General features: G+C 52.2%; 19 protein-coding genes. 13 read left to right on the top strand and 6 right to left on the bottom strand.

Going from position 1 to position 17,740, the window contains the following annotated elements:
• Positions 1 to 47 precede the first annotated feature (47 nt).
• The 10 genes from INP79_RS01875 to INP79_RS01830 all read left to right on the top strand — a co-directional run bounded on the left by INP79_RS01875 (position 48) and on the right by INP79_RS01830 (position 9,477).
• Positions 48 to 1,919: a TonB-dependent receptor domain-containing protein gene (locus tag INP79_RS01875; protein WP_194752718.1), complete on the top strand. Its 1,872-nt coding sequence runs from the start codon at positions 48 to 50 to the stop codon at positions 1,917 to 1,919.
• A 72-nt stretch (positions 1,920 to 1,991) separates the two neighbouring features.
• Positions 1,992 to 3,845, top strand: coding sequence for a TonB-dependent receptor domain-containing protein (locus INP79_RS01870; RefSeq protein ID WP_194752717.1), 1,854 nt, complete (start codon positions 1,992 to 1,994; stop codon positions 3,843 to 3,845).
• 88 nt (positions 3,846 to 3,933) lie between these two features.
• Positions 3,934 to 4,503, top strand: a complete 570-nt coding sequence (locus INP79_RS01865; RefSeq protein ID WP_194752716.1) for a hypothetical protein — start codon at positions 3,934 to 3,936, stop codon at positions 4,501 to 4,503.
• A gap of 14 nt (positions 4,504 to 4,517) precedes the next feature.
• Entirely contained in the window at positions 4,518 to 5,123 is a 606-nt protein-coding gene (cobO, locus tag INP79_RS01860) for a cob(I)yrinic acid a,c-diamide adenosyltransferase (RefSeq protein WP_194752715.1), read from the top strand.
• Positions 5,123 to 6,403 (top strand): cobyrinate a,c-diamide synthase, encoded by a 1,281-nt coding sequence (locus INP79_RS01855; protein ID WP_194752714.1) that lies wholly within the window; start codon positions 5,123 to 5,125, stop codon positions 6,401 to 6,403. The genes cobO and INP79_RS01855 overlap by 1 nt, the downstream gene beginning before the upstream one ends.
• On the top strand, positions 6,400 to 7,071 hold the full coding sequence (gene bluB / locus INP79_RS01850; protein WP_194752713.1) for a 5,6-dimethylbenzimidazole synthase: 672 nt from the start codon (positions 6,400 to 6,402) through the stop codon (positions 7,069 to 7,071). Before INP79_RS01855 ends, bluB begins: the two co-directional genes overlap by 4 nt.
• Positions 7,068 to 7,874 carry a cobalamin-binding protein gene (locus INP79_RS01845; RefSeq protein ID WP_194752712.1) on the top strand — a complete coding sequence of 269 codons (807 nt, stop codon included), beginning with the start codon at positions 7,068 to 7,070 and terminating at the stop codon, positions 7,872 to 7,874. The genes bluB and INP79_RS01845 overlap by 4 nt, the downstream gene beginning before the upstream one ends.
• Complete coding sequence (gene cobU / locus INP79_RS01840) at positions 7,871 to 8,395, top strand: bifunctional adenosylcobinamide kinase/adenosylcobinamide-phosphate guanylyltransferase (protein WP_194752711.1); 525 nt, start codon at positions 7,871 to 7,873, stop codon at positions 8,393 to 8,395. The genes INP79_RS01845 and cobU overlap by 4 nt, the downstream gene beginning before the upstream one ends.
• A 15-nt stretch (positions 8,396 to 8,410) precedes the next feature.
• Positions 8,411 to 9,226 carry a DUF4198 domain-containing protein gene (locus tag INP79_RS01835; RefSeq protein ID WP_194752710.1) on the top strand — a complete coding sequence of 272 codons (816 nt, stop codon included), beginning with the start codon at positions 8,411 to 8,413 and terminating at the stop codon, positions 9,224 to 9,226.
• A gap of 32 nt (positions 9,227 to 9,258) precedes the next feature.
• Entirely contained in the window at positions 9,259 to 9,477 is a 219-nt protein-coding gene (locus INP79_RS01830) for an RNA-binding S4 domain-containing protein (RefSeq protein WP_194740271.1), read from the top strand.
• Here INP79_RS01830 and INP79_RS01825 read toward each other — a convergent pair.
• On the bottom strand, positions 9,474 to 10,925 hold the full coding sequence (locus tag INP79_RS01825; protein ID WP_194753814.1) for a cobyric acid synthase: 1,452 nt from the start codon (positions 10,923 to 10,925) through the stop codon (positions 9,474 to 9,476). The genes INP79_RS01830 and INP79_RS01825 overlap by 4 nt on opposite strands.
• Before the next feature lie 2 nt (positions 10,926 to 10,927).
• Between INP79_RS01825 and cbiB the strand changes: the two genes are divergently transcribed.
• Together cbiB and cobD are read left to right on the top strand one after the other, a co-directional pair.
• Positions 10,928 to 11,881, top strand: coding sequence for an adenosylcobinamide-phosphate synthase CbiB (gene cbiB, locus INP79_RS01820; RefSeq protein WP_194752709.1), 954 nt, complete (start codon positions 10,928 to 10,930; stop codon positions 11,879 to 11,881).
• The gene (cobD, locus tag INP79_RS01815) at positions 11,874 to 12,866 is read left to right on the top strand and encodes a threonine-phosphate decarboxylase CobD (protein WP_194752708.1); all 993 of its coding nucleotides are present in this window, start codon (positions 11,874 to 11,876) and stop codon (positions 12,864 to 12,866) included. Before cbiB ends, cobD begins: the two co-directional genes overlap by 8 nt.
• On the opposite strand, the gene INP79_RS01810 is transcribed toward cobD, so the two are convergent.
• Positions 12,847 to 13,479: an FMN-binding negative transcriptional regulator gene (locus tag INP79_RS01810; RefSeq protein WP_194752707.1), complete on the bottom strand. Its 633-nt coding sequence runs from the start codon at positions 13,477 to 13,479 to the stop codon at positions 12,847 to 12,849. The two genes, cobD and INP79_RS01810, sit on opposite strands and share 20 nt — an antisense overlap.
• A 16-nt stretch (positions 13,480 to 13,495) precedes the next feature.
• Positions 13,496 to 13,744 (bottom strand): hypothetical protein, encoded by a 249-nt coding sequence (locus INP79_RS01805; RefSeq protein WP_194752706.1) that lies wholly within the window; start codon positions 13,742 to 13,744, stop codon positions 13,496 to 13,498.
• A 105-nt stretch (positions 13,745 to 13,849) separates the two neighbouring features.
• Between INP79_RS01805 and INP79_RS01800 the strand changes: the two genes are divergently transcribed.
• Positions 13,850 to 15,259: a PLP-dependent aminotransferase family protein gene (locus INP79_RS01800; RefSeq protein WP_228519682.1), complete on the top strand. Its 1,410-nt coding sequence runs from the start codon at positions 13,850 to 13,852 to the stop codon at positions 15,257 to 15,259.
• Here INP79_RS01800 and cobC read toward each other — a convergent pair.
• The 3 genes from cobC to cobT are packed head-to-tail and all read right to left on the bottom strand — an operon-like array spanning position 15,256 to position 17,668.
• Positions 15,256 to 15,822 (bottom strand): alpha-ribazole phosphatase, encoded by a 567-nt coding sequence (gene cobC / locus INP79_RS01795; protein WP_194752704.1) that lies wholly within the window; start codon positions 15,820 to 15,822, stop codon positions 15,256 to 15,258. The two genes, INP79_RS01800 and cobC, sit on opposite strands and share 4 nt — an antisense overlap.
• The gene (locus INP79_RS01790) at positions 15,819 to 16,610 is read right to left on the bottom strand and encodes an adenosylcobinamide-GDP ribazoletransferase (protein WP_194752703.1); all 792 of its coding nucleotides are present in this window, start codon (positions 16,608 to 16,610) and stop codon (positions 15,819 to 15,821) included. The genes cobC and INP79_RS01790 overlap by 4 nt, the downstream gene beginning before the upstream one ends.
• An 11-nt stretch (positions 16,611 to 16,621) precedes the next feature.
• The gene (gene cobT, locus INP79_RS01785; protein WP_194752702.1) at positions 16,622 to 17,668 is read right to left on the bottom strand and encodes a nicotinate-nucleotide--dimethylbenzimidazole phosphoribosyltransferase; all 1,047 of its coding nucleotides are present in this window, start codon (positions 17,666 to 17,668) and stop codon (positions 16,622 to 16,624) included.
• Positions 17,669 to 17,740: the final 72 nt, after the last annotated feature.

Below are 17,740 nucleotides of genomic sequence, written 5' to 3'. Positions count from 1 at the left end.
GATAGACAAACCACATGCGGGGACGCATGTGATACAGGGACAAGATAATGAAAAAAGTCATTCTTAAAGGCCTTATTGGCCTTTCTTTCAGCGAGCTTGCTTACGCTGCAGACAATCTAACGCTAGACGAAGTCGTCGTAACCGCAACACGTACACCTCAACAGCTGGAGTCTGTGATTGCCGATATCACCGTGATTAATCGGGAAGAAATCTTGCGAGCTGGCCAATCTACATTCATAGAGTTATTACAAGCGCAACAAGGTATCGAAATCAGCTCTAATGGTGGTGCAGGTAAAACCAGTAGTGTTTTTTTGCGTGGCACAAACCCTGGCCAAGTCGTCGTTCTGATTGATGGCTTGCGTGTCAGTTCAGCAACTGCTGGCACCACTACTTTTGAAAACATTCCTTTAGCGCAAATTGATCGCATCGAAATTTTACGCGGTCCAGCCACCAGCTTATATGGACAAGATGCTATTGGCGGTGTTATTCAGATTTTCACAAAAAAGGGTGAGGGAAAACCTCAATTTTATGCAGGGCTTGGCTATGGCAGCTACCACACCCTGACAGCAGATGCTGGCGTAAATGGGGCCTATCAAGACACGAAATTCTCACTGACTGCATCGAGCTCTGATAGCGATGGCTTTTCAGCACTGAAAACGCATTACAACATTGATAAAGACCGAGATAGTTATCGCAACCTGTCGGTAAGTGGTTCTATTTCCCAGCAACTGACTGAAGGACATGAAGTCGGCTTACAGATTTTTAACAGTGAAGGTCACAGTAACTATGATAGTGGCATCAATACATATAAGAATTATGTCAATTTATCACAATTAAGTTATGGCCTGTTTAGCAAAAACCAGTTTACTAAGTACTGGAAGTCTACTGCACGTATTGGAGAAGGAATTGATGACCAGTACAACAAATTAGATGCCAACTCAAGCGTCAAATACAAAACCAAGCAAACCCAATTTTCCTGGCAAAACGATATCAGCCTGCCAGTTGGAAGCATGACATTAATGTATGACAGATTAGAGCAAAAAATCATTTCCGACACGCCATTTGAGAAAACAACACGCAATACCGACGGATTCTTGGTTGGATACTTGGCTGATGTTGGGCCACACAGCGTGCAAACAACACTTAGGACCGACCATAGCAGTCAATTTGGCACAAACAATACCGGTGGAATAGGCTATGGCTACAAAATCACCCCTAACTGGCGTGTAACTGGTAGCTACGGCAAAGCATTCCGTGCACCAACATTTAACGACTTATACTTTGCTTATGTATACGGTGGAGTGGTTTACCCATCCAACAATCCCAACCTGCAAGCCGAAAAGTCTGAAAACATTGAGGCAAGCTTGAGATATCAAGACACATTGCAAACAGCCAACCTCACGCTATATCACAACAATATCCATAACTTCATCACATTGGACTCATCTTTTCTTCCAATTAACGTCAATGCTGAAATTGAAGGGATTTCTATCGGGGCCAGCCGCAGGCTGGATGAATGGGTGTTAAAAGGAAGCGCAGATATTCAATCTCCCAGAAACACTGGCAATGACAACCTGCTGGTTCGCCGGGCCAACAGGCATGCCAGTATCAATCTAAGCCGAGATTGGGAAAATTGGCATCTTGCAGCAGAGTTGATTGCCTCGTCCGCACGTTACAACGACCCTGATAACCAAGTTCGGCTCGCAGGCTATGGTTTACTCAACCTAACAGCTGACTACAAAGTCAACCGTGAGTGGAATCTTCAAGCGCGCATCAACAACGTTCTAAACAAAGATTATGCACTTGCTTACGGCTCAACAGCTATTGATGGAAACTTTGGCACAACAAGCTACTCCGTGCCATACAACACACCGGGGAGCAACCTGTTTGTGAGCATACGCTACACTCCAGGCAAATAAGTTGGCCAGAAAAAACTAAATTAGCGCGCCACAGCTACAGCTGAAGCGCCCGTACTTGCTCGAAAGAATTTAATGAAAAAAATAGCATTATTAGGGTTAGTCACGGCACTGCCTATTAACACCTACGCAACAGACAACATCACCCCAGCATTGGACGAAGTAGTCGTCACTTCGAGTAGAACTGCACAATCCACCAAAACAGTCACTGGCGATATCACCGTGATCGATAGCGAAGAAATCAAGAGGCTGCAGGGTGGCTCTCTTGCAGACTTATTGAGGCTTCAACCTGGTGTGCAAAGCTACACCAATGGTGGCATGGGCACGAGTAGTAACATCGCCCTGCGCGGCACCAATGACAATCAGCTGATTGTCTTAGTGGATGGCGTGCGTATTAATTCCGCCACCACAGGTACCACTGCTTTTGAAAACATTCCGCTTGCACTCATTGAGCGCATCGAGATTTTACGCAGTCCTGCGTCTAGTCTCTATGGCTCAGATGCTATCGGTGGCGTTATTCAAATTTTCACCAAGCGAGGCAAAGGCAATAAAACCCATATTTACGGTAGTGCCGGTGCAGGCAGCTATGATTCATACAGTGGTAATGCTGGCTTTGACACGAGCTATCAAGCTCTAAAATTTGGCGCACAAATCAGCAACTATGACACGCGTGGTATTTCTGCACTCAAACACCCGCCAAAATTGGCCGACCAAGATAGGGATGGCTATAACAACTTTAGTAGCTCGTCTTATGCAGACCTTGAGTTTTCACCAGGCCATTCATTGGGCATACACTATTTAGAAAGCAGTGGTCAAAACCAATATGACGGCGGCAGTGCATTCAGTAAGTCTGAGCGCCATCAACAAGGATATGGGATTGCACTCAGAAATGCGCTCACTGAACATTGGAACAGTAAATTGGAGTACAGCGTTGGCCGTGACAGTTTATTTAACGTTAGCAACCCAACCTCTAATAGCAATATTGATACGGAACAACGTCAACTCTCTTGGCAGCATGATTACAGTTTATCCCATGGCACACTGACCTTTGCGTATGACAGGCTGGAGCAAGATGTCGTAACAAAATCTAATGGCAAGCAGACCTTAGATAGAAGCCGCAATAATGATGCGTTCGTATTAGGGTATACAGCCAATTATGAGGCACATAGTGCTCAGCTTTCATTACGTGAGGACCATAATAGCCAGTTTGGCAATTTCACAACGGGAGGGATCGGTTACGGTTATGACCTCTCTTCAGCATGGCGATTGACAGCACAATACGGCTCATCATTCAGGGCACCAACATTTAATCAGCTTTATGCTGCTAGCTTTGGTAATGCCGACTTACCTTCAGAAAAAGCTGACAATATTGAGGCAAGTGCCCGTTACCAAAGTCAAACATTCCAGGCCAAATTGACGGTATTTGATAACCATATTCGTAACTTTATCCAAACCTTCAGAGCAGGTTGCCCAAACGGAACCGCTACCTGTGCAGCAAACGCTGGCAAAGTGGAAATTCAAGGAGCCACACTGGAGAGCAAACTCTCGATTAATGATTACTGGCAATTAAGTGGAAACTTAACAATACAGTCACCTCGCGTAGATGCAACAGACAGACTATTAGCCCGTCGCGCGCAACGTTACGGCAACCTGATTCTGCAATATTCAGATGGCCCTTGGGACTGGTCAACAGAATTAACCGCATCATCACAACGTGACGATTATGATAAAAGCATCAGACTCAACCTGAGTGGTTATGCATTATTAAATAGCACGCTGGCTTACCGAATCAATCCGCAATGGAAGTTACAAGCACGCGCAAATAACATTCTAGATAAAAACTACGTGTTAGCCGCTGCATCCTCTACGGTGGACTACAACACTATGGGCACAAATGTGTTCGTGAGCCTGAATTACGACATGAAGTAACCCTGCCAGGGTGGATTTTGCCCAAGCCTAAAGGAATTGGGCTAAAATTCACCCCTTGTGATTAATCTTATTTTTTGGAGTCGTTGGCATGCCAAGTAAAATTTCAACTCAATCTCTGGCAGTTGCGCTTGTTATTGCGCTGATGGTCATCGTCACACGCGGTCATCATTTCGCTTCTATCGATTTTTTGCCTAGCGCTTCTTACGCTGCGTTTTTGATTGCCGGTTACTACCTGCGCTCGACAATCATGTTTGTTGCCCTGCTGGCTTTGTGCGCTGGCCTGGATATGGCAGCAGTGACCTGGGGTGGCGTGAGCAACTTTTGCGTGACGCCTGCCTATGGCTTTTTGTTACCAGCCTATGGCACCATGTGGTTGGCTGGCCGCTGGCTGGCAGACAACACCACCTGGGCATTCAGCAGCCTGTTTAAATTGACGGGCGTAGTGGTTGCCGCTTCTGCGATTGCTGAGTTGTTCTCCAGTGGTGGCTTCTACTTCTTTGGTGGCCGTTATCCTGACCCGACCTTTGCCGAATTCGTGCCACGTTTAGTGAAATACTTCCCAAAACAGCTCGAAGCGATTGCATTCTGGGTGGTGGTAGCACTGATTGCACATGTGGTGTTTGGCCTGGCCAAGCGTTCCGTGCGCGAAAACGCTTAAGCTATAACTGCATCATGGAAACCAATGACCGTGACAGCCGCCATAAGGCGCGCATGATCCGCAAAAAAGCGGTCATTGACGAAAAAATCGAGCAGGCCAATCAGGAAAAAGGCCTGCTCCTCATTCTCACCGGCAACGGCAAAGGCAAAAGCTCTTCCGCCTTTGGCATGGTGGCCCGCTCCCTCGGCCACGGCATGCGTGTCGGCGTTGCCCAATTTATCAAAGGCCGTTCAGATACCGGCGAAGAAGCCTTTTTCCGCCAGCATCCGTCAGTGACCTGGCATGTGCTGGGCGAAGGCTTTACCTGGAACACACAAGATCGCCAGCGTGACACCGAAACGGCCATGCGTGGCTGGCAAATTGTGGTGCAGATGCTGCAAGACCCTGCGATCAATCTCGTGGTGCTGGACGAGCTCACTTACACCTTCAAATACGGTTACCTGGATGAGCAAATGGTGCTGGACGCCATCGCCAAGCGCCCGCCCATGCAGCACGTGGTGATTACTGGCCGCGGTGCTTCTGAGGCATTGAGAAATGCGGCCGATACTGTGTCTGAACTGATGGACGTCAAACACGCTTGGCGCGCAGGCATCAAAGCCCAGGCTGGGATAGACCTCTAATGCAAGCAGCCAGCTGTCACGCCATGCTCATGGCTGCGCCTGCTTCCGGCCAAGGCAAAACCATGACCACAGCCGCGTTGGCTCGCGCTTACCGCAAGCGCGGCCTGCGTGTGCAAGCCTTTAAATGCGGCCCGGACTTTATTGACGGCATGATTCTGCAAGTCGCCACTGGCAAGCCAGTCTATAACCTCGACCTCGGCATGTGTGGTGAAGCCGATGCGCAGCGCTTGCTCTATCAAGCCGCCCAGCAAAATGACGTTATTCTGCTCGAAGGCGTGATGGGTCTGTATGATGGCACGCCTTCTTGTGCCGACATTGCCGAGCGTTTTGGCATTGCCGTCGGCTTGGTGATTAACGCCAAAGCCATGGCACAAACTTTTACCGCGATTGCCTTTGGCTTGTACGCGTTTAGGCCAAGCTTGAAACGGGCAGGCGTATTTGCCAATCAGGTGGGCAGCGATGGCCACGCCAAGATGATCCAAGCCGCCTTGCCAGCCGATATCCCCTGGCTGGGCGCCATGAAGCATGACCCACAACTGAGTTTGCCAGAGCGCCACCTCGGTCTGCACCTGGCACAAGAGATTGACGATATTGAGCAGCGCATAGAAACCGCTGCGCAATTACTTGGGCCAGAGATTCCTTTGCCGCCCACCGTTAGCTTTCAAGCACCGGAGTCACTTGCTACGACGCCATTGCTGCAAGACAAAACCATTGCCGTGGCGAAAGATGCTGCGTTCTGTTTTACTTATCAAGCGAATTTGGATTTACTGCAAACACTGGGTGCCAATATTGCGTTTTTCTCACCTGTGCACGATGCGCAGTTACCTGCCGCAGATGCTTATTGGCTACCTGGCGGCTATCCCGAACTGCATTTGGACCAATTGCAACATAACCACAGCATGCGCGACGGGCTACACGCCGCCGCCCAAGCGGGCAAACCTATCCTGGCCGAATGCGGCGGCATGCTGGCGCTGGGTGACACACTGAATGGCCAGCCTGTGTTCGGGCTGCTGCCAGGCAACAGTGAGATTCAACCCAAGCTACAAGGCCTGGGCACGCAACACGCCACGTTTGCAACGACGGACGACGACGCGGCCAGCATAGGTGCACACACCTTTCACTATGGCCGCTTTGACACTGATATGCCGGTGATTGCCCAAGGCAAAGGCAAATATGGCGCGGGTGAAGCGGTCTATCGCCACCAGAATATCACCGCTAGTTTTCTGCATTTTTACTTCCCGTCGAACCCGGCGCTGGCCGCACATTTTTTCCTGCCATGAGTTTTGCCTATTCAGAGACTGACAAAGCGGCGATCTACAAAGTCATTGCCGAGCGGCGCGACATGCGGCATTTTTTGCCGACGCCGATTGCGCCTGAATTATTGCAAACACTATTGCAAGCCGCACACCATGCCCCCAGCGTTGGCCTGATGCAGCCATGGCGCTTTATCCGTATCAGCGACGCTAGCTTACGCAAACATATACATGCGCTGGTGGATGAAGAACGTAAACGCACGGCACAGGCGATAGGCGAAGTTGAAAATACCGCGCGCATGGCCGAATTTATGCGACTCAAGGTTGAAGGCATTTTGGACTGTGGCGAATTACTGGTCGCCACCTTGTGTGACCAGCGCGAGAAATATGTATTTGGCCGTCGCACACTGCCCGAAATGGACTTGGCTTCAGTCAGTTGTGCGATTCAAAACCTGTGGCTAGCTGCGCGCGCAGAAGGCATAGGCATGGGCTGGGTCAGCCTGTTTGACCCGCAAGCCCTGGCGCAATTATTAGGCATGCCAGAGGATGCCAAACCGGTGGCGATTTTATGCCTGGGTTACGTGAATACTTTTTACAAATCACCCATGCTGGTTGAACAAGGCTGGGCTACCGAAAAACCACTCTCAGACATGTTGATGGAAAACGGCTGGCACAATCACGAGGCGCAGCCATGAAGCGCTGGCCGCAACGCATCGTCTGCCTGACCACGGAAACGGTGGAAGTGTTGTACCTCCTGGGTGAGCAAGACCGCCTTGTCGGCATTTCTGGCTTCACCACGCGCCCGGTGATTGCACGCAAAGAAAAACCTAAAATCAGTGCATTTACCAGCGCCAATATCGAAAAAATTCTGGCCCTGCAACCAGACCTGGTGCTGTGTTTTTCTAACTTGCAGGCCGACATTGCCGCGTCACTGATTAAAGCCGGTTGCCAGGTGCATGTGTTTAACCAGCGCAGCCTGGACGAAACCTTGCAAATGATACTCACCGTTGGCGACTTGGTCGGGGCCAGCGACAAAGCTGAGAAACTGGTAGGAACTTACCAGGCACAACTGACTGCCGCGCGCCAGCAAGCCGCAGCTTGGTCACGCAAACCCAAGGTCTATTTTGAAGAATGGGACGAGCCCATGATGTGCAGCATCCGCTGGGCAGCCGAGCTCATTGAAGCCGCAGGTGGCGTCGATTGCTTCCCGCACTTAAGCCAGTTTCACAGCGCACGTGACCGCCAAGTCACCGCCGAGCAGGTATTAGCCGCGCAGCCTGACATCATCATCGGCTCCTGGTGCGGTAAAAAATTTCAGCCAACAAAAGTGGCTGCACGTGCAGGTTGGCAAGCGATGCCAGCGATTCGTGATGGGCACATTTACGAAATCAAATCCGTCGATATTTTGCAGCCCGGCCCCGCATTGTTTACGGAAGGCCTACCGCAATTGCAACTCATTATTCAACGCTGGCAACAGCAGCACGGGAGTGTTTTATGACTAGTCACCTGATTTTAGGCGGTGCGCGTAGCGGCAAAAGTGCTTATGCAGAGCGGCTGGCTTCTGCACTTGAGTGTCCAGTGACTTATATCGCCACCGCGCAAGTGTATGACGATGAGTTTGCCAAGCGGGTGTCGCACCACAAAGAACGTCGCCCACCCCATTGGGCGCTGGTAGAAGCGCCGTTTAACCTCGGGCAAACATTGCTGGATAACGATGCGCCCGACAGTTGTTTAATCGTTGATTGCCTCACCTTGTGGTTAGCACAATGCATCTGCCCCGACTGCGACAAACCAGAGCGGCTGGATTGGCAGGCCGAAAAGCAGGCCTTGCTGGACGCGTTGCCACAATTGCAAGCCACAGTGTTTTTGGTCAGCAATGAAGTCGGCATGGGCATCGTGCCGCTGGGCGAAATAAATCGCCAATTTCAGGATGAACAAGGTCGCTTGAACCAGCATGTGGCCGCAATTGCCAATGCAGTCAGTTTTATTGCAGCAGGCTTGCCGTTAAAGCTTAAATAACAAGAAAGAAATACCATGAAAAAACTTTCCTTAGCCATCATCGCCTTCGTTGCCTCCCTGGCTGCCGAGGCGCATGTGCCGTTTTTAAAGCCCAACCAGTTCAATGTCACGCATCACCGCCTGACCATTGAATCGGCGTTTACCGAGTTTCCATTCCAGGCCGACTTTGCCATGGATTCCCCCAACTTTACGATCACGGCGCCTAACGGCACGACCTCGGCGATCAAACCTATCGCCAAGACCAAAGCAGCGGTGTATCTCGAGCCAGAATTAAAAGAAGAAGGCACTTATCGCATCAGCACCGGACTACGCGTGGGCCCGGTATATAAAGCGGTAGAGACGGCTGATAAAAAACTGTATTTTGCCGCTGATATGAAACGCGTGACCGGCAAGCCGACCACCATGAATTACTACAGCTATGCTGACACCTATATTTTTAAAGGCCAGCAAAAATACACAGCCAAGCCCTTTAACCAAGGCCTGGAGATTATTCCACTGGCGTCACCCAATGGCCTGCTGCTGGGCGGTGAACTCAGTTTCCGCGTGCTGGAAAATGGCAAGCCGGTACCGGATGCACGCATTATTGTGGTGACGGATAACGAGCATTTTATTAAACATAGAGTTGAAGATTTATACGACCTCGACAATGTCAGAACTTCCAACCTTCATGCCAACCAGCAAGGCGAGTTTAGCTTTCATCCGCAAAAAGCCGGGTTGAATTTTCTATTTGTCACCGTGCATCACCAGTTGAATGAAAATTTGTGGGAAAGCCAGAATGCCTCACTGACACTGGAGGTGAATTTACCGCCAGAAACCGCAAACAAGCCTTAAAATGACGTTTTCAGATAAGCACAGGACTAACCATGGCAACGACGACTTTTGAACTGAGAGGCGAATTTATCGCGCTGTGTGACCTGCTCAAACTGGAAGGCGTGGCCGACAGTGGCGGCCAGGGCAAGTCTATGGTGGCCGAAGGACTGATTAAGGTCGATGGCGCCATTGAGCGCAGAAAAACCGCCAAAATCCGCGCCGGGCAAGTGGTGCAAGCCTTTGAGCAGACAATTAAAGTGGTGGCAGGCTAAACTGGCTTAAACCCTGCTGGCAGATAAGGAGCGAGTACGGACCAGTTCAGATGCTGGCTCACACTGTCGGCCAATTGTTCCAGGCTCTGTTCGCGCAATTGCGTGTAGTCGTAATCCACCTGGGTAGACAACCCCGCCCATTGCAACCAGGCGGCACAGGCTTGCGGGTGGTCAAACAAACCATGAATATAGCTGCCTGCGACCTGACCATCGGCGGACAATGCACCCTCTGCCTGCCCCGCGATCACATGCACCGGGCGCGCCAACGCAGCGCCGGTACTCACGCCCATATGAATTTCATAACCCTGCAACTCTGCATCGGCAAAAGCCAGCTTGCCTGAGACTTGTTTGAGCTGTTTGTGTGCTTCTAGCGTCGTCTCCATCTCCAGCCAGCCAAAGCCAGCACTACTGCCCGCCTCGCCCTCTAGCGCCAACGGGTCATGCAACTGCTGGCCGAGCATCTGGAAGCCGCCACAAATCCCCAGCACTTTGCCGCCGTAACGCAAATGCCGCGCAATCGCAGGCTTCCAGCCATACTCGCGCAAAGCCGCCAAATCGCCACGCACATTCTTGCTACCGGGCAAAATAATTAAATCAGCCGCGGGCACAGGCTCACTCAAGCGCACAAACTGCAAGTCTACTTGCGGATGCAGGCGTAGTGCGTCAAAGTCGGTATGGTTGGCAATATGCGGCAACACGGGCACGACGACCGTTAACTGTGCACCGGTCTTTTTGCTCCTCGTCCTGGCCACGGCATCTTCTGCCTCCAGGTGCAAGTCATGCAGATAGGGCAACACCCCGATCACGGGTTTGCCGGTGCGCGCTTCCAGCCAATCCAAGCCTGGCTGCAGCAAGGCAATATCACCACGGAATTTATTAATCACAAAACCGACTACCCTCGCTTGTTCGCTTTCAGATAACAAGGCCAGCGTTCCAACCAGGTGCGCAAACACGCCACCTTTATCAATATCGGCCACCAACATCACCGGGCAATCCACCGCCTCGGCAAAACCCATATTGGCAATATCATTGGCGCGCAGATTGATCTCAGCCGGGCTGCCAGCGCCTTCAACTACCACGCAGTCATACTGCTGTTGCAGGCGCTGGTAGGATTGCAGCACCGCCTGCATGGCGGTCTTTTTATAGTCGTGGTAAGTACTCGCTTCCTGGTTACCCACCACCTGGCCGTGAATAATCACCTGGCAGCCCGTGTCAGAATTCGGCTTAAGCAACACCGGGTTCATATCGGTATGCGGAGGCAATCCGCAGGCCATGGCTTGCACCGCCTGCGCTCTGCCAATCTCACCGCCATCAGCGGTCACGGCGGCATTGAGCGCCATGTTTTGCGGCTTGAATGGCGCCACCGCCACCCCGCTGCGGTACAATACGCGGCACAATCCGGCCACCAGCGTACTTTTACCGGCATCCGACGTGGTGCCCTGAATCATTAATGTTTTCACTGCCTGTTTATCCATCGCTCAATTATCTCACACTCGCCGGGCTTGCCTGCGGCGCTGTGCTGCTTGATCTTTGGCTAGGTGAACCCAAGCGCTGGCATCCACTGGTGGGCTTTGGCTGGCTGGTGACACAGCTTGAAAAGCGCCTGAATCCCCCCAGCCAGCAGCCACAAGCTCGCCAACGTCTCACTGGTGCCTTTGGGGTGGTCTTACTCGTGCTGCCACCTACCTTGCTGGTCATCTATGCCATGCAGCTGTCCATGTGGCTTGCGCTCGCCTTGCATATCTACTTGCTGTACTTTGCCATCGGCCACCGCAGCCTGCGTCAGCATGGCCTGGCGGTCTACCATGCTTTGCAACATGGCCAGTTTCAAGAGGCCCAACGCGCGACTTCTTATATGGTCAGCCGTGATGTAGACGCGATTGAGCCGGTGAGTGCGACGATTGAATCCGTGCTAGAAAACGGCAGCGATAGTGTGTTTGGGGCATTGTTCTGGTTTTTTATCGCCGGTGGGCCGGGTGCATTGGCTTACCGCCTGGTGAACACGCTGGACGCCATGTGGGGGTATAAAACACCGCGTTATTTCTATTATGGCTGGGCAGCCGCGCGGCTGGACGATGCGCTGAATTATGTGCCCGCCAGACTGACGGCACTCACCTATGCATTACTCGGACAGACACGGCTGGCATGGCAAGCTTGGCGGCAACAAGCACCGTTATGGGATAGCCCGAATGCAGGCCCGGTAATGGCCGCCGGAGCAGGCGCGCTGAATGTGCAATTAGGCGGACGCGCCCGCTATCATGGTGAGTGGCATGATCGCCCGTGCCTGGGCACTAACATTGCCCCCACCAAAGAGGATATTCCCCGCGCGTTGCAATTAGTACGCAATGGCATCCTCATTTGGCTGGTGCTTGCTGTTCTGCTTGGAGCAGTGACTTATGCTTGAGCATGGCGGCAATTTGCAGCAGGCCGCACAGCAGTTTGGCAGGCCACTGGCAGACTGGCTGGATATCTCCACCGGCATTCACCCACAGCATTACCCGATCCCGGCATTATCACCTGCGCTGTTCCAACGGCTACCGCCCGCACCCGATGCGTTGCAGGCTGCGGCTCGAGCTTATTACGGTTGCCAGCATGTATTGGCCTGCGCAGGCTCACAGGCAGCCCTGCAAGCATTGCCCACCTTACGTGTGCCGAGTCGTGTCGCTATGCCACGCATCATGTACCAGGAACACGCGCATGCCTGGCAACGTGCCGGGCATCAGGTGCAATTCTTTGACCAAAGGCCAGACGACCTTCTGTTGCAGAATATTGACGTATTGCTGGTGTGTAACCCCAACAATCCCACCGGGTACTTGTATACAACCGACACGCTGTTAGACTGGCATGCACAACTGGCCGCACACGGTGGCTGGCTGGTGGTAGACGAAGCGTTTATGGACACCACACCACAACATAGCCTTGCCAGCCATAGCGGGCAAGCAGGGTTATGGGTGTTACGATCGCTGGGCAAGTTTTTTGGCTTGGCCGGGCTACGGGTGGGCTTTCTGCTTGGCGAGCCACAAGCGTTGGCACGGCTTGAATCATTACTCGGCCCATGGTCCATCACAGGGCCGAGTCAATTTATCGCCAGCCAAGCGCTCGCAGACCACCACTGGCAACAGCAGATGCGCGAACACCTGCCGACACAATCAGCACAGTTAGCACAACTACTTAGCCAGTATGGGCTGACACCAACAGGCGGCACAGATTTATTTCAATATGTGCCGCATCCTGCCAGCCGTTCATTGCAGCAGGCATTGGCTGAACAAGGCGTATGGACGCGTTATTTTGCAGCACCGCAAGCACTGCGGTTTGGATTACCGCCACCCACCGCCTGGTCACGGCTAGCACAAGCGTTAGACAAGGCCTCTAAGTCGATAAGTAGTTAACCGCCTGGACAATGTCAGCCATGGCTTTGCTATGCTCAGCCTCACTCGCACTTAAGCCCTGTATTACACCCAGTTGATTGGCCAGTGGCTGGTTCTGGCTTACCTTCCATTTGCCGGTGAGTTGCGTGATTTCAATTTCAATGCCCACTACCGCCTGCATCAGCTTATCGATGAAGCCCGTTGGCGCATCTTCCAACTGCCACGGTTGTTCAAATGCTGCTTCCTGTTGCGCCGCCAGCGCTGCCAGATGTGCGCGTAACCAATGGACATCCTCAATTACCCGCAGCGTGCCACGCACATGCACCACCACATAATTCCAGGTCGGCACCACCATGCCGGTTTGGGCTTTAGTGGCATACCATGACGGCGTCACATACGCATGCGGGCCATGAAAAACCGCCATCACCGGTTGCTCAGCCTGCACGGCTTGCCATAAGGGATTTGCACGCGCCAGGTGGCCGCTCAACACACCTTCGTCATCTAAATACAGCGGCAAATGATTCACCTCCACATCACTGCCTGTGGTCATGATCAAGGTGGCAAATGGATATGTCCGTATCAGTTCGTGTAGCGCCGCCTCACTGGGGGCAGAAAAATGTTTGGGTGTATACATGAGAAGATTGCGGTATTTAGCGATGATCCGGCTGTAGTGGCAGCAACTGCCCTCTCACCAGCACCATGGTTTGTTGCTTGGCAGGCTGCATGGTTTGCTGTGAGATCACCGCTGCATCACACGCCTCCATGCCATGTAGATTACTCAGGCATACCGGTTGATTGGTAGCCTCCATACGCGCATCATGCACTGGATTATGTTGACCGTTTAACAAAAGCGGCAAAGTCATCAATGCCAACATGAATAGTGCAAGTGAGGATTTCATCGACGGTTTATCCTGAAAATATAAACCACATACTATCGCCCCAAACATGTACACCACATGTACAATTTGCACATCAATATAAAGCACTGTACAGGTCCATATACCATGCCAGTCACGCAATCACTCATTACCATCAACCCGCAAGACCCGGTACCACTGGTCGAACAAATTGTCATTGGCATCAAACAACTGGTGGAGCAACGTGTGTTGCGCACGGGCACACGCCTGCCTTCCATCCGTGACTTTGCATTGCAACATGGCATCAGTCGCTTTACGGTGGTCGATGCCTATGACCGCCTGGTAGCACTGGGTTATCTGCTGTCGCGGCGCGGCTCAGGCTTTTATGTGGCGCCACTCAACAAACCCGAAGAAAGCGTTTCAAGCACCTCTTACCTGGATAGGGCTGACGATGTGTTATGGCTGCTGCATAACACTTTCAGGGACGTGCCCGATGCCATCAGGCCTGGCTGTGGCTGGCTACCCAAAGACTGGCTGGATGAAAAAGTCATTCAAAAAAGCCTGAATGAGCTGTCACGAAAATCGGGGTATTTTTTAACTGGCTATGGCGATGTAAGTGGGTACTTACCATTGCGGCAACAATTGACACAAAAGAACCTGGCCGACATTGGCATTCATGCAGAGGCGCAACATATCCTCATGACCAATGGCGCTTCACATGGCCTGGATTTAGTCGCACGGCTGTTCATCAAACCTGGCGATGTGGTATTGGTAGACGACCCTGGCTACTACACTTTGTTTGGATTTTTAAAATCCATGGGGGCGCGCATTATGGGCGTGCCACGACTCCTGAATGGCCCGGACGTTAGCGCCTTGCAGCAGCTCCTGCAAGAACATAGGCCCAAACTGTTTTTCACCAATACCGTATTACACAACCCCACTGGCACCAGCACTAGCCTGGCGGTCGCCCACCAGATCTTACAACTGGCAGAAAAATACGGTTTATATATTGTGGAAGACGATATTTACGGTGACTTTCACCCGCAGAATGCGCCGCGCCTGGCGGCACTGGATCAGCTCAACCGCGTCATTTACGTCAGCAGTTACTCCAAAACCATTTCGGCTAGCTTGCGCGTGGGTTTTATTGCCTGCCAGGCCGAACTGGCCAACCGATTGCTCGACCTCAAACTGCTCACCGGCCTCACCAGCTCAGAAATTAACCAGCGCGTGATGTACCAGATTTTGGTCGAAGGCAGATACCGCAAGCACATGGAGAAAGTGCGTAACCGGCTGGAGCTGAAAAGGACGCAGGTGATACGTGCCCTGGAAGAATGTGGTTTGAGTATTCATGCCGAGCCTGCCGGTGGCATGTTTGTGTGGGCAAAACTGGCCAACGACAAAAATGCTGCGGAGGTGGCCAGCGAGGCATCGAGACAGAACATTATGCTGGCCCCTGGCAACCTGTTCCGGCCTTATCAGGAACCTTCGTCGTGGCTACGTTTTAACGTGGCCCATTGTGAGCATGACAAGGTATTTGAATTATTGAGAAAAGCTTAGCGGTTCACAAACTCAATTTTGGGAATCGCACCAGACAGATCCAGCCGAGTCAGACTGGCATAGTCGACGTGAAAGCGGAACAGGCCTTTGAGCTGCATATTGAGCACGTGCGCAATGAGGGCGCGTATCATGCCGCCGTGCGTGACCACCAGTACGTGCTGGCCTGCATGACGCGCCTGCACTTCCTGCAAAAAGTCCACACCACGCTGCTGCAACCCGGCAAACGTTTCACCATTGGGTGGCGCCAGCTCAGCATAATTCTGTGCCCACACATCAAACAACTCGCGTGGAATGTCGTTCCACGACTGCATTTCCCAATCGCCAAAATGCAGTTCTTTCAGGCGCTCATCATGCGTAATGCCGTCGAAACCCAACGCATATGCCAACTTGCTGCAACGCTGTAGAGGACTGGCATAGACGGCATCAATTTGCTCGTGAATCAGCTTCTGCTTGAGTTGTGATAACTCACTGGCAAAGTTAATCGAAACATCAATATCACTCTGACCATAGCAAATGCCCTCGGCGATTTGCAAACTGGTATGGCGGACTAAGGTCAGTTTCATGCTAAATGTTCCCAGGCCAGCAAGCCTAAATAAAAGACCAGTTCAGTCAATTGTTGTGTTGCACCCAAGGTGTCGCCGGTGTAGCCCTGCAAATGGCGCAAAATCAGGCGACGCCACCACCACCAGATGGCCAGCACAGGTAATCCAGTGATCAGGGCAAAGCGTATCGTGCTCAGCGCAGAATGATTCACGCCCAGCATCAGGCAAAAGCCTAGCCAGCACACCAGGCCAAAGGCACTGGCGCACCAGATATCCTGCTTTGAAAGTGTGGTCGCCAGGGGTTTGGACTTACCGGCAAAGCGCACATAGTTAGCACTCGCCATGATGTACACCGCCGCCAGTCGGCTAAGCGCATGCGCGGAAATGAGCGCAAACGGCAAGATGGCAGGCGTGAGTGCAGATAAAGCCTGAAATTTGAACAACAGCATGCCGACCAGCGCAATCGCGCCGTAGCTGCCCAGGCGTGAATCCTGCATGATCTCCAATTTGCGCGCGCGGTCCATGCCGCCACCGAGGCCATCGGCACTATCTGCCAGGCCATCCTCATGAAACGCGCCTGTCAGGTAAATGGTCATCGCCATACTGCATAAGACGGCCAAGGCTGGCGGAAACACCCAACTGGCCAGCCACCAGGCGATGGCGGCAATCAGGCCAATCAGCAAACCGACCAGCGGAAAATACCTGGCAGCGTGATTGAGGTCAGACTCCTGGAAGTCCGTCACCGCAGGCACAGGCAGTCGCGTAAAAAAACCAACCGCCAACACGAAATAGCGCCATTGCAGATTCACTACAGCCAGCCTCACTGCAACTGCCCACTCACGCCAGCACTTTCAAAACTGGCCATTTCATTGAGGAAAGCCACAGCTGACTGCAACAAGGGATACGCCAGCACCGCACCAGTGCCCTCCCCCAAACGCAGGGACAGATGCAGCAAAGGCTGTGCCTTGAGGTGCGACAACATCATGCTGTGCCCGCTTTCATCAGAGCAATGGGCAAATACACAATAATCAATCACTTGCGGATACAGCTTGGCAGCCACCAGCAAGGCAGAGGTCGCAATAAAGCCATCAATCAGCAAGGTTGTCCTGGCTTCTGCGGCAGCCAGCAATGCACCTACCATCATGGCAATTTCAAAACCGCCAAATGCCGCCAACGCCTGCAATGGTTCATCGGCTGCAACATGATGCATCTGCAAGGCAGAGGTCAGCACAGAGAGCTTGTGCTGCAAACCTTTGTCACTCAAACCGGTGCCACGCCCCACGCACTGATGCATAGGCAAGTCACACAGCACACTCATGAGGCAGCTGGCACTGGACGTGTTGCCTATGCCCATCTCCCCCAACGCCATGACGTTACAGCCCTGCGCAATCGCATTACGCGCAATTTGTGCACCACGTGTGATCGCCTGCGTACATTGGTCAGCGGTCATGGCAGGGTGATGCCGGAAATTCTCCGTGCCCATACCGATTTTGGCATCTATCAGCAACGGATGCGGCTGGAACACAGCATTCACGCCGCTATCCACCACATGCAAATCAAAACCATGCTGACGCGCGAACACGTTAATCGCTGCACCACCATTGAGAAAATTCAGCACCATTTGTGCGGTGACTGCCTGCGGATAAGGACTCACCCCTTCTTCCACAATGCCATGATCGCCGGCAAACACCAGCATGGTCGGCTGCTGCAACACAGGACGCTCGGTCTGCTGCACCAGGCCTAATTGCAAAGCAAGGGTTTCCAGACGGCCTAATGCGCCAAGTGGTTTGGTCTTTTGATTAATCTGATTCACCAGCGCAGCTTGCAACAGCGCGTCATGAGTAGGCTCAATATGAAATGTCTGCATAATTAATTATTTTAACGAGCGAAAACGAAAGCGTAGCAGAATTATGCAACGTCTGGCCTGAATTTACCCAGC

The organism is Methylophilus sp. QUAN, from assembly GCF_015354445.1.
In the GTDB taxonomy this organism is placed as follows: domain Bacteria; phylum Pseudomonadota; class Gammaproteobacteria; order Burkholderiales; family Methylophilaceae; genus Methylophilus.
This window is presented reverse-complemented; position numbering and strand designations above follow the sequence as displayed.

Bases quoted from the DNA above. Each gene is read 5' to 3' on its own strand.
- INP79_RS01865 (WP_194752716.1), top strand. From the start codon at position 3,934: ATGCCAAGTAAAATTTCAACTCAATCTCTGGCAGTTGCGCTTGTTATT.
- cobU (WP_194752711.1), top strand. From the start codon at position 7,871: ATGACTAGTCACCTGATTTTAGGCGGTGCGCGTAGCGGCAAAAGTGCT.
- INP79_RS01830 (WP_194740271.1), top strand. From the start codon at position 9,259: ATGGCAACGACGACTTTTGAACTGAGAGGCGAATTTATCGCGCTGTGT.
- cobO (WP_194752715.1), top strand. From the start codon at position 4,518: ATGGAAACCAATGACCGTGACAGCCGCCATAAGGCGCGCATGATCCGC.
- INP79_RS01805 (WP_194752706.1), bottom strand. From the start codon at position 13,744: ATGAAATCCTCACTTGCACTATTCATGTTGGCATTGATGACTTTGCCG.
- cobT (WP_194752702.1), bottom strand. From the start codon at position 17,668: ATGCAGACATTTCATATTGAGCCTACTCATGACGCGCTGTTGCAAGCT.
- INP79_RS01800 (WP_228519682.1), top strand. From the start codon at position 13,850: ATGCCAGTCACGCAATCACTCATTACCATCAACCCGCAAGACCCGGTA.
- INP79_RS01855 (WP_194752714.1), top strand. From the start codon at position 5,123: ATGCAAGCAGCCAGCTGTCACGCCATGCTCATGGCTGCGCCTGCTTCC.
- INP79_RS01875 (WP_194752718.1), top strand. From the start codon at position 48: ATGAAAAAAGTCATTCTTAAAGGCCTTATTGGCCTTTCTTTCAGCGAG.
- INP79_RS01870 (WP_194752717.1), top strand. From the start codon at position 1,992: ATGAAAAAAATAGCATTATTAGGGTTAGTCACGGCACTGCCTATTAAC.
- INP79_RS01825 (WP_194753814.1), bottom strand. From the start codon at position 10,925: ATGATTCAGGGCACCACGTCGGATGCCGGTAAAAGTACGCTGGTGGCC.
- cbiB (WP_194752709.1), top strand. From the start codon at position 10,928: ATGTTTTCACTGCCTGTTTATCCATCGCTCAATTATCTCACACTCGCC.
- INP79_RS01835 (WP_194752710.1), top strand. From the start codon at position 8,411: ATGAAAAAACTTTCCTTAGCCATCATCGCCTTCGTTGCCTCCCTGGCT.
- INP79_RS01810 (WP_194752707.1), bottom strand. From the start codon at position 13,479: ATGTATACACCCAAACATTTTTCTGCCCCCAGTGAGGCGGCGCTACAC.
- bluB (WP_194752713.1), top strand. From the start codon at position 6,400: ATGAGTTTTGCCTATTCAGAGACTGACAAAGCGGCGATCTACAAAGTC.
- INP79_RS01845 (WP_194752712.1), top strand. From the start codon at position 7,068: ATGAAGCGCTGGCCGCAACGCATCGTCTGCCTGACCACGGAAACGGTG.
- cobD (WP_194752708.1), top strand. From the start codon at position 11,874: ATGCTTGAGCATGGCGGCAATTTGCAGCAGGCCGCACAGCAGTTTGGC.
- cobC (WP_194752704.1), bottom strand. From the start codon at position 15,822: ATGAAACTGACCTTAGTCCGCCATACCAGTTTGCAAATCGCCGAGGGC.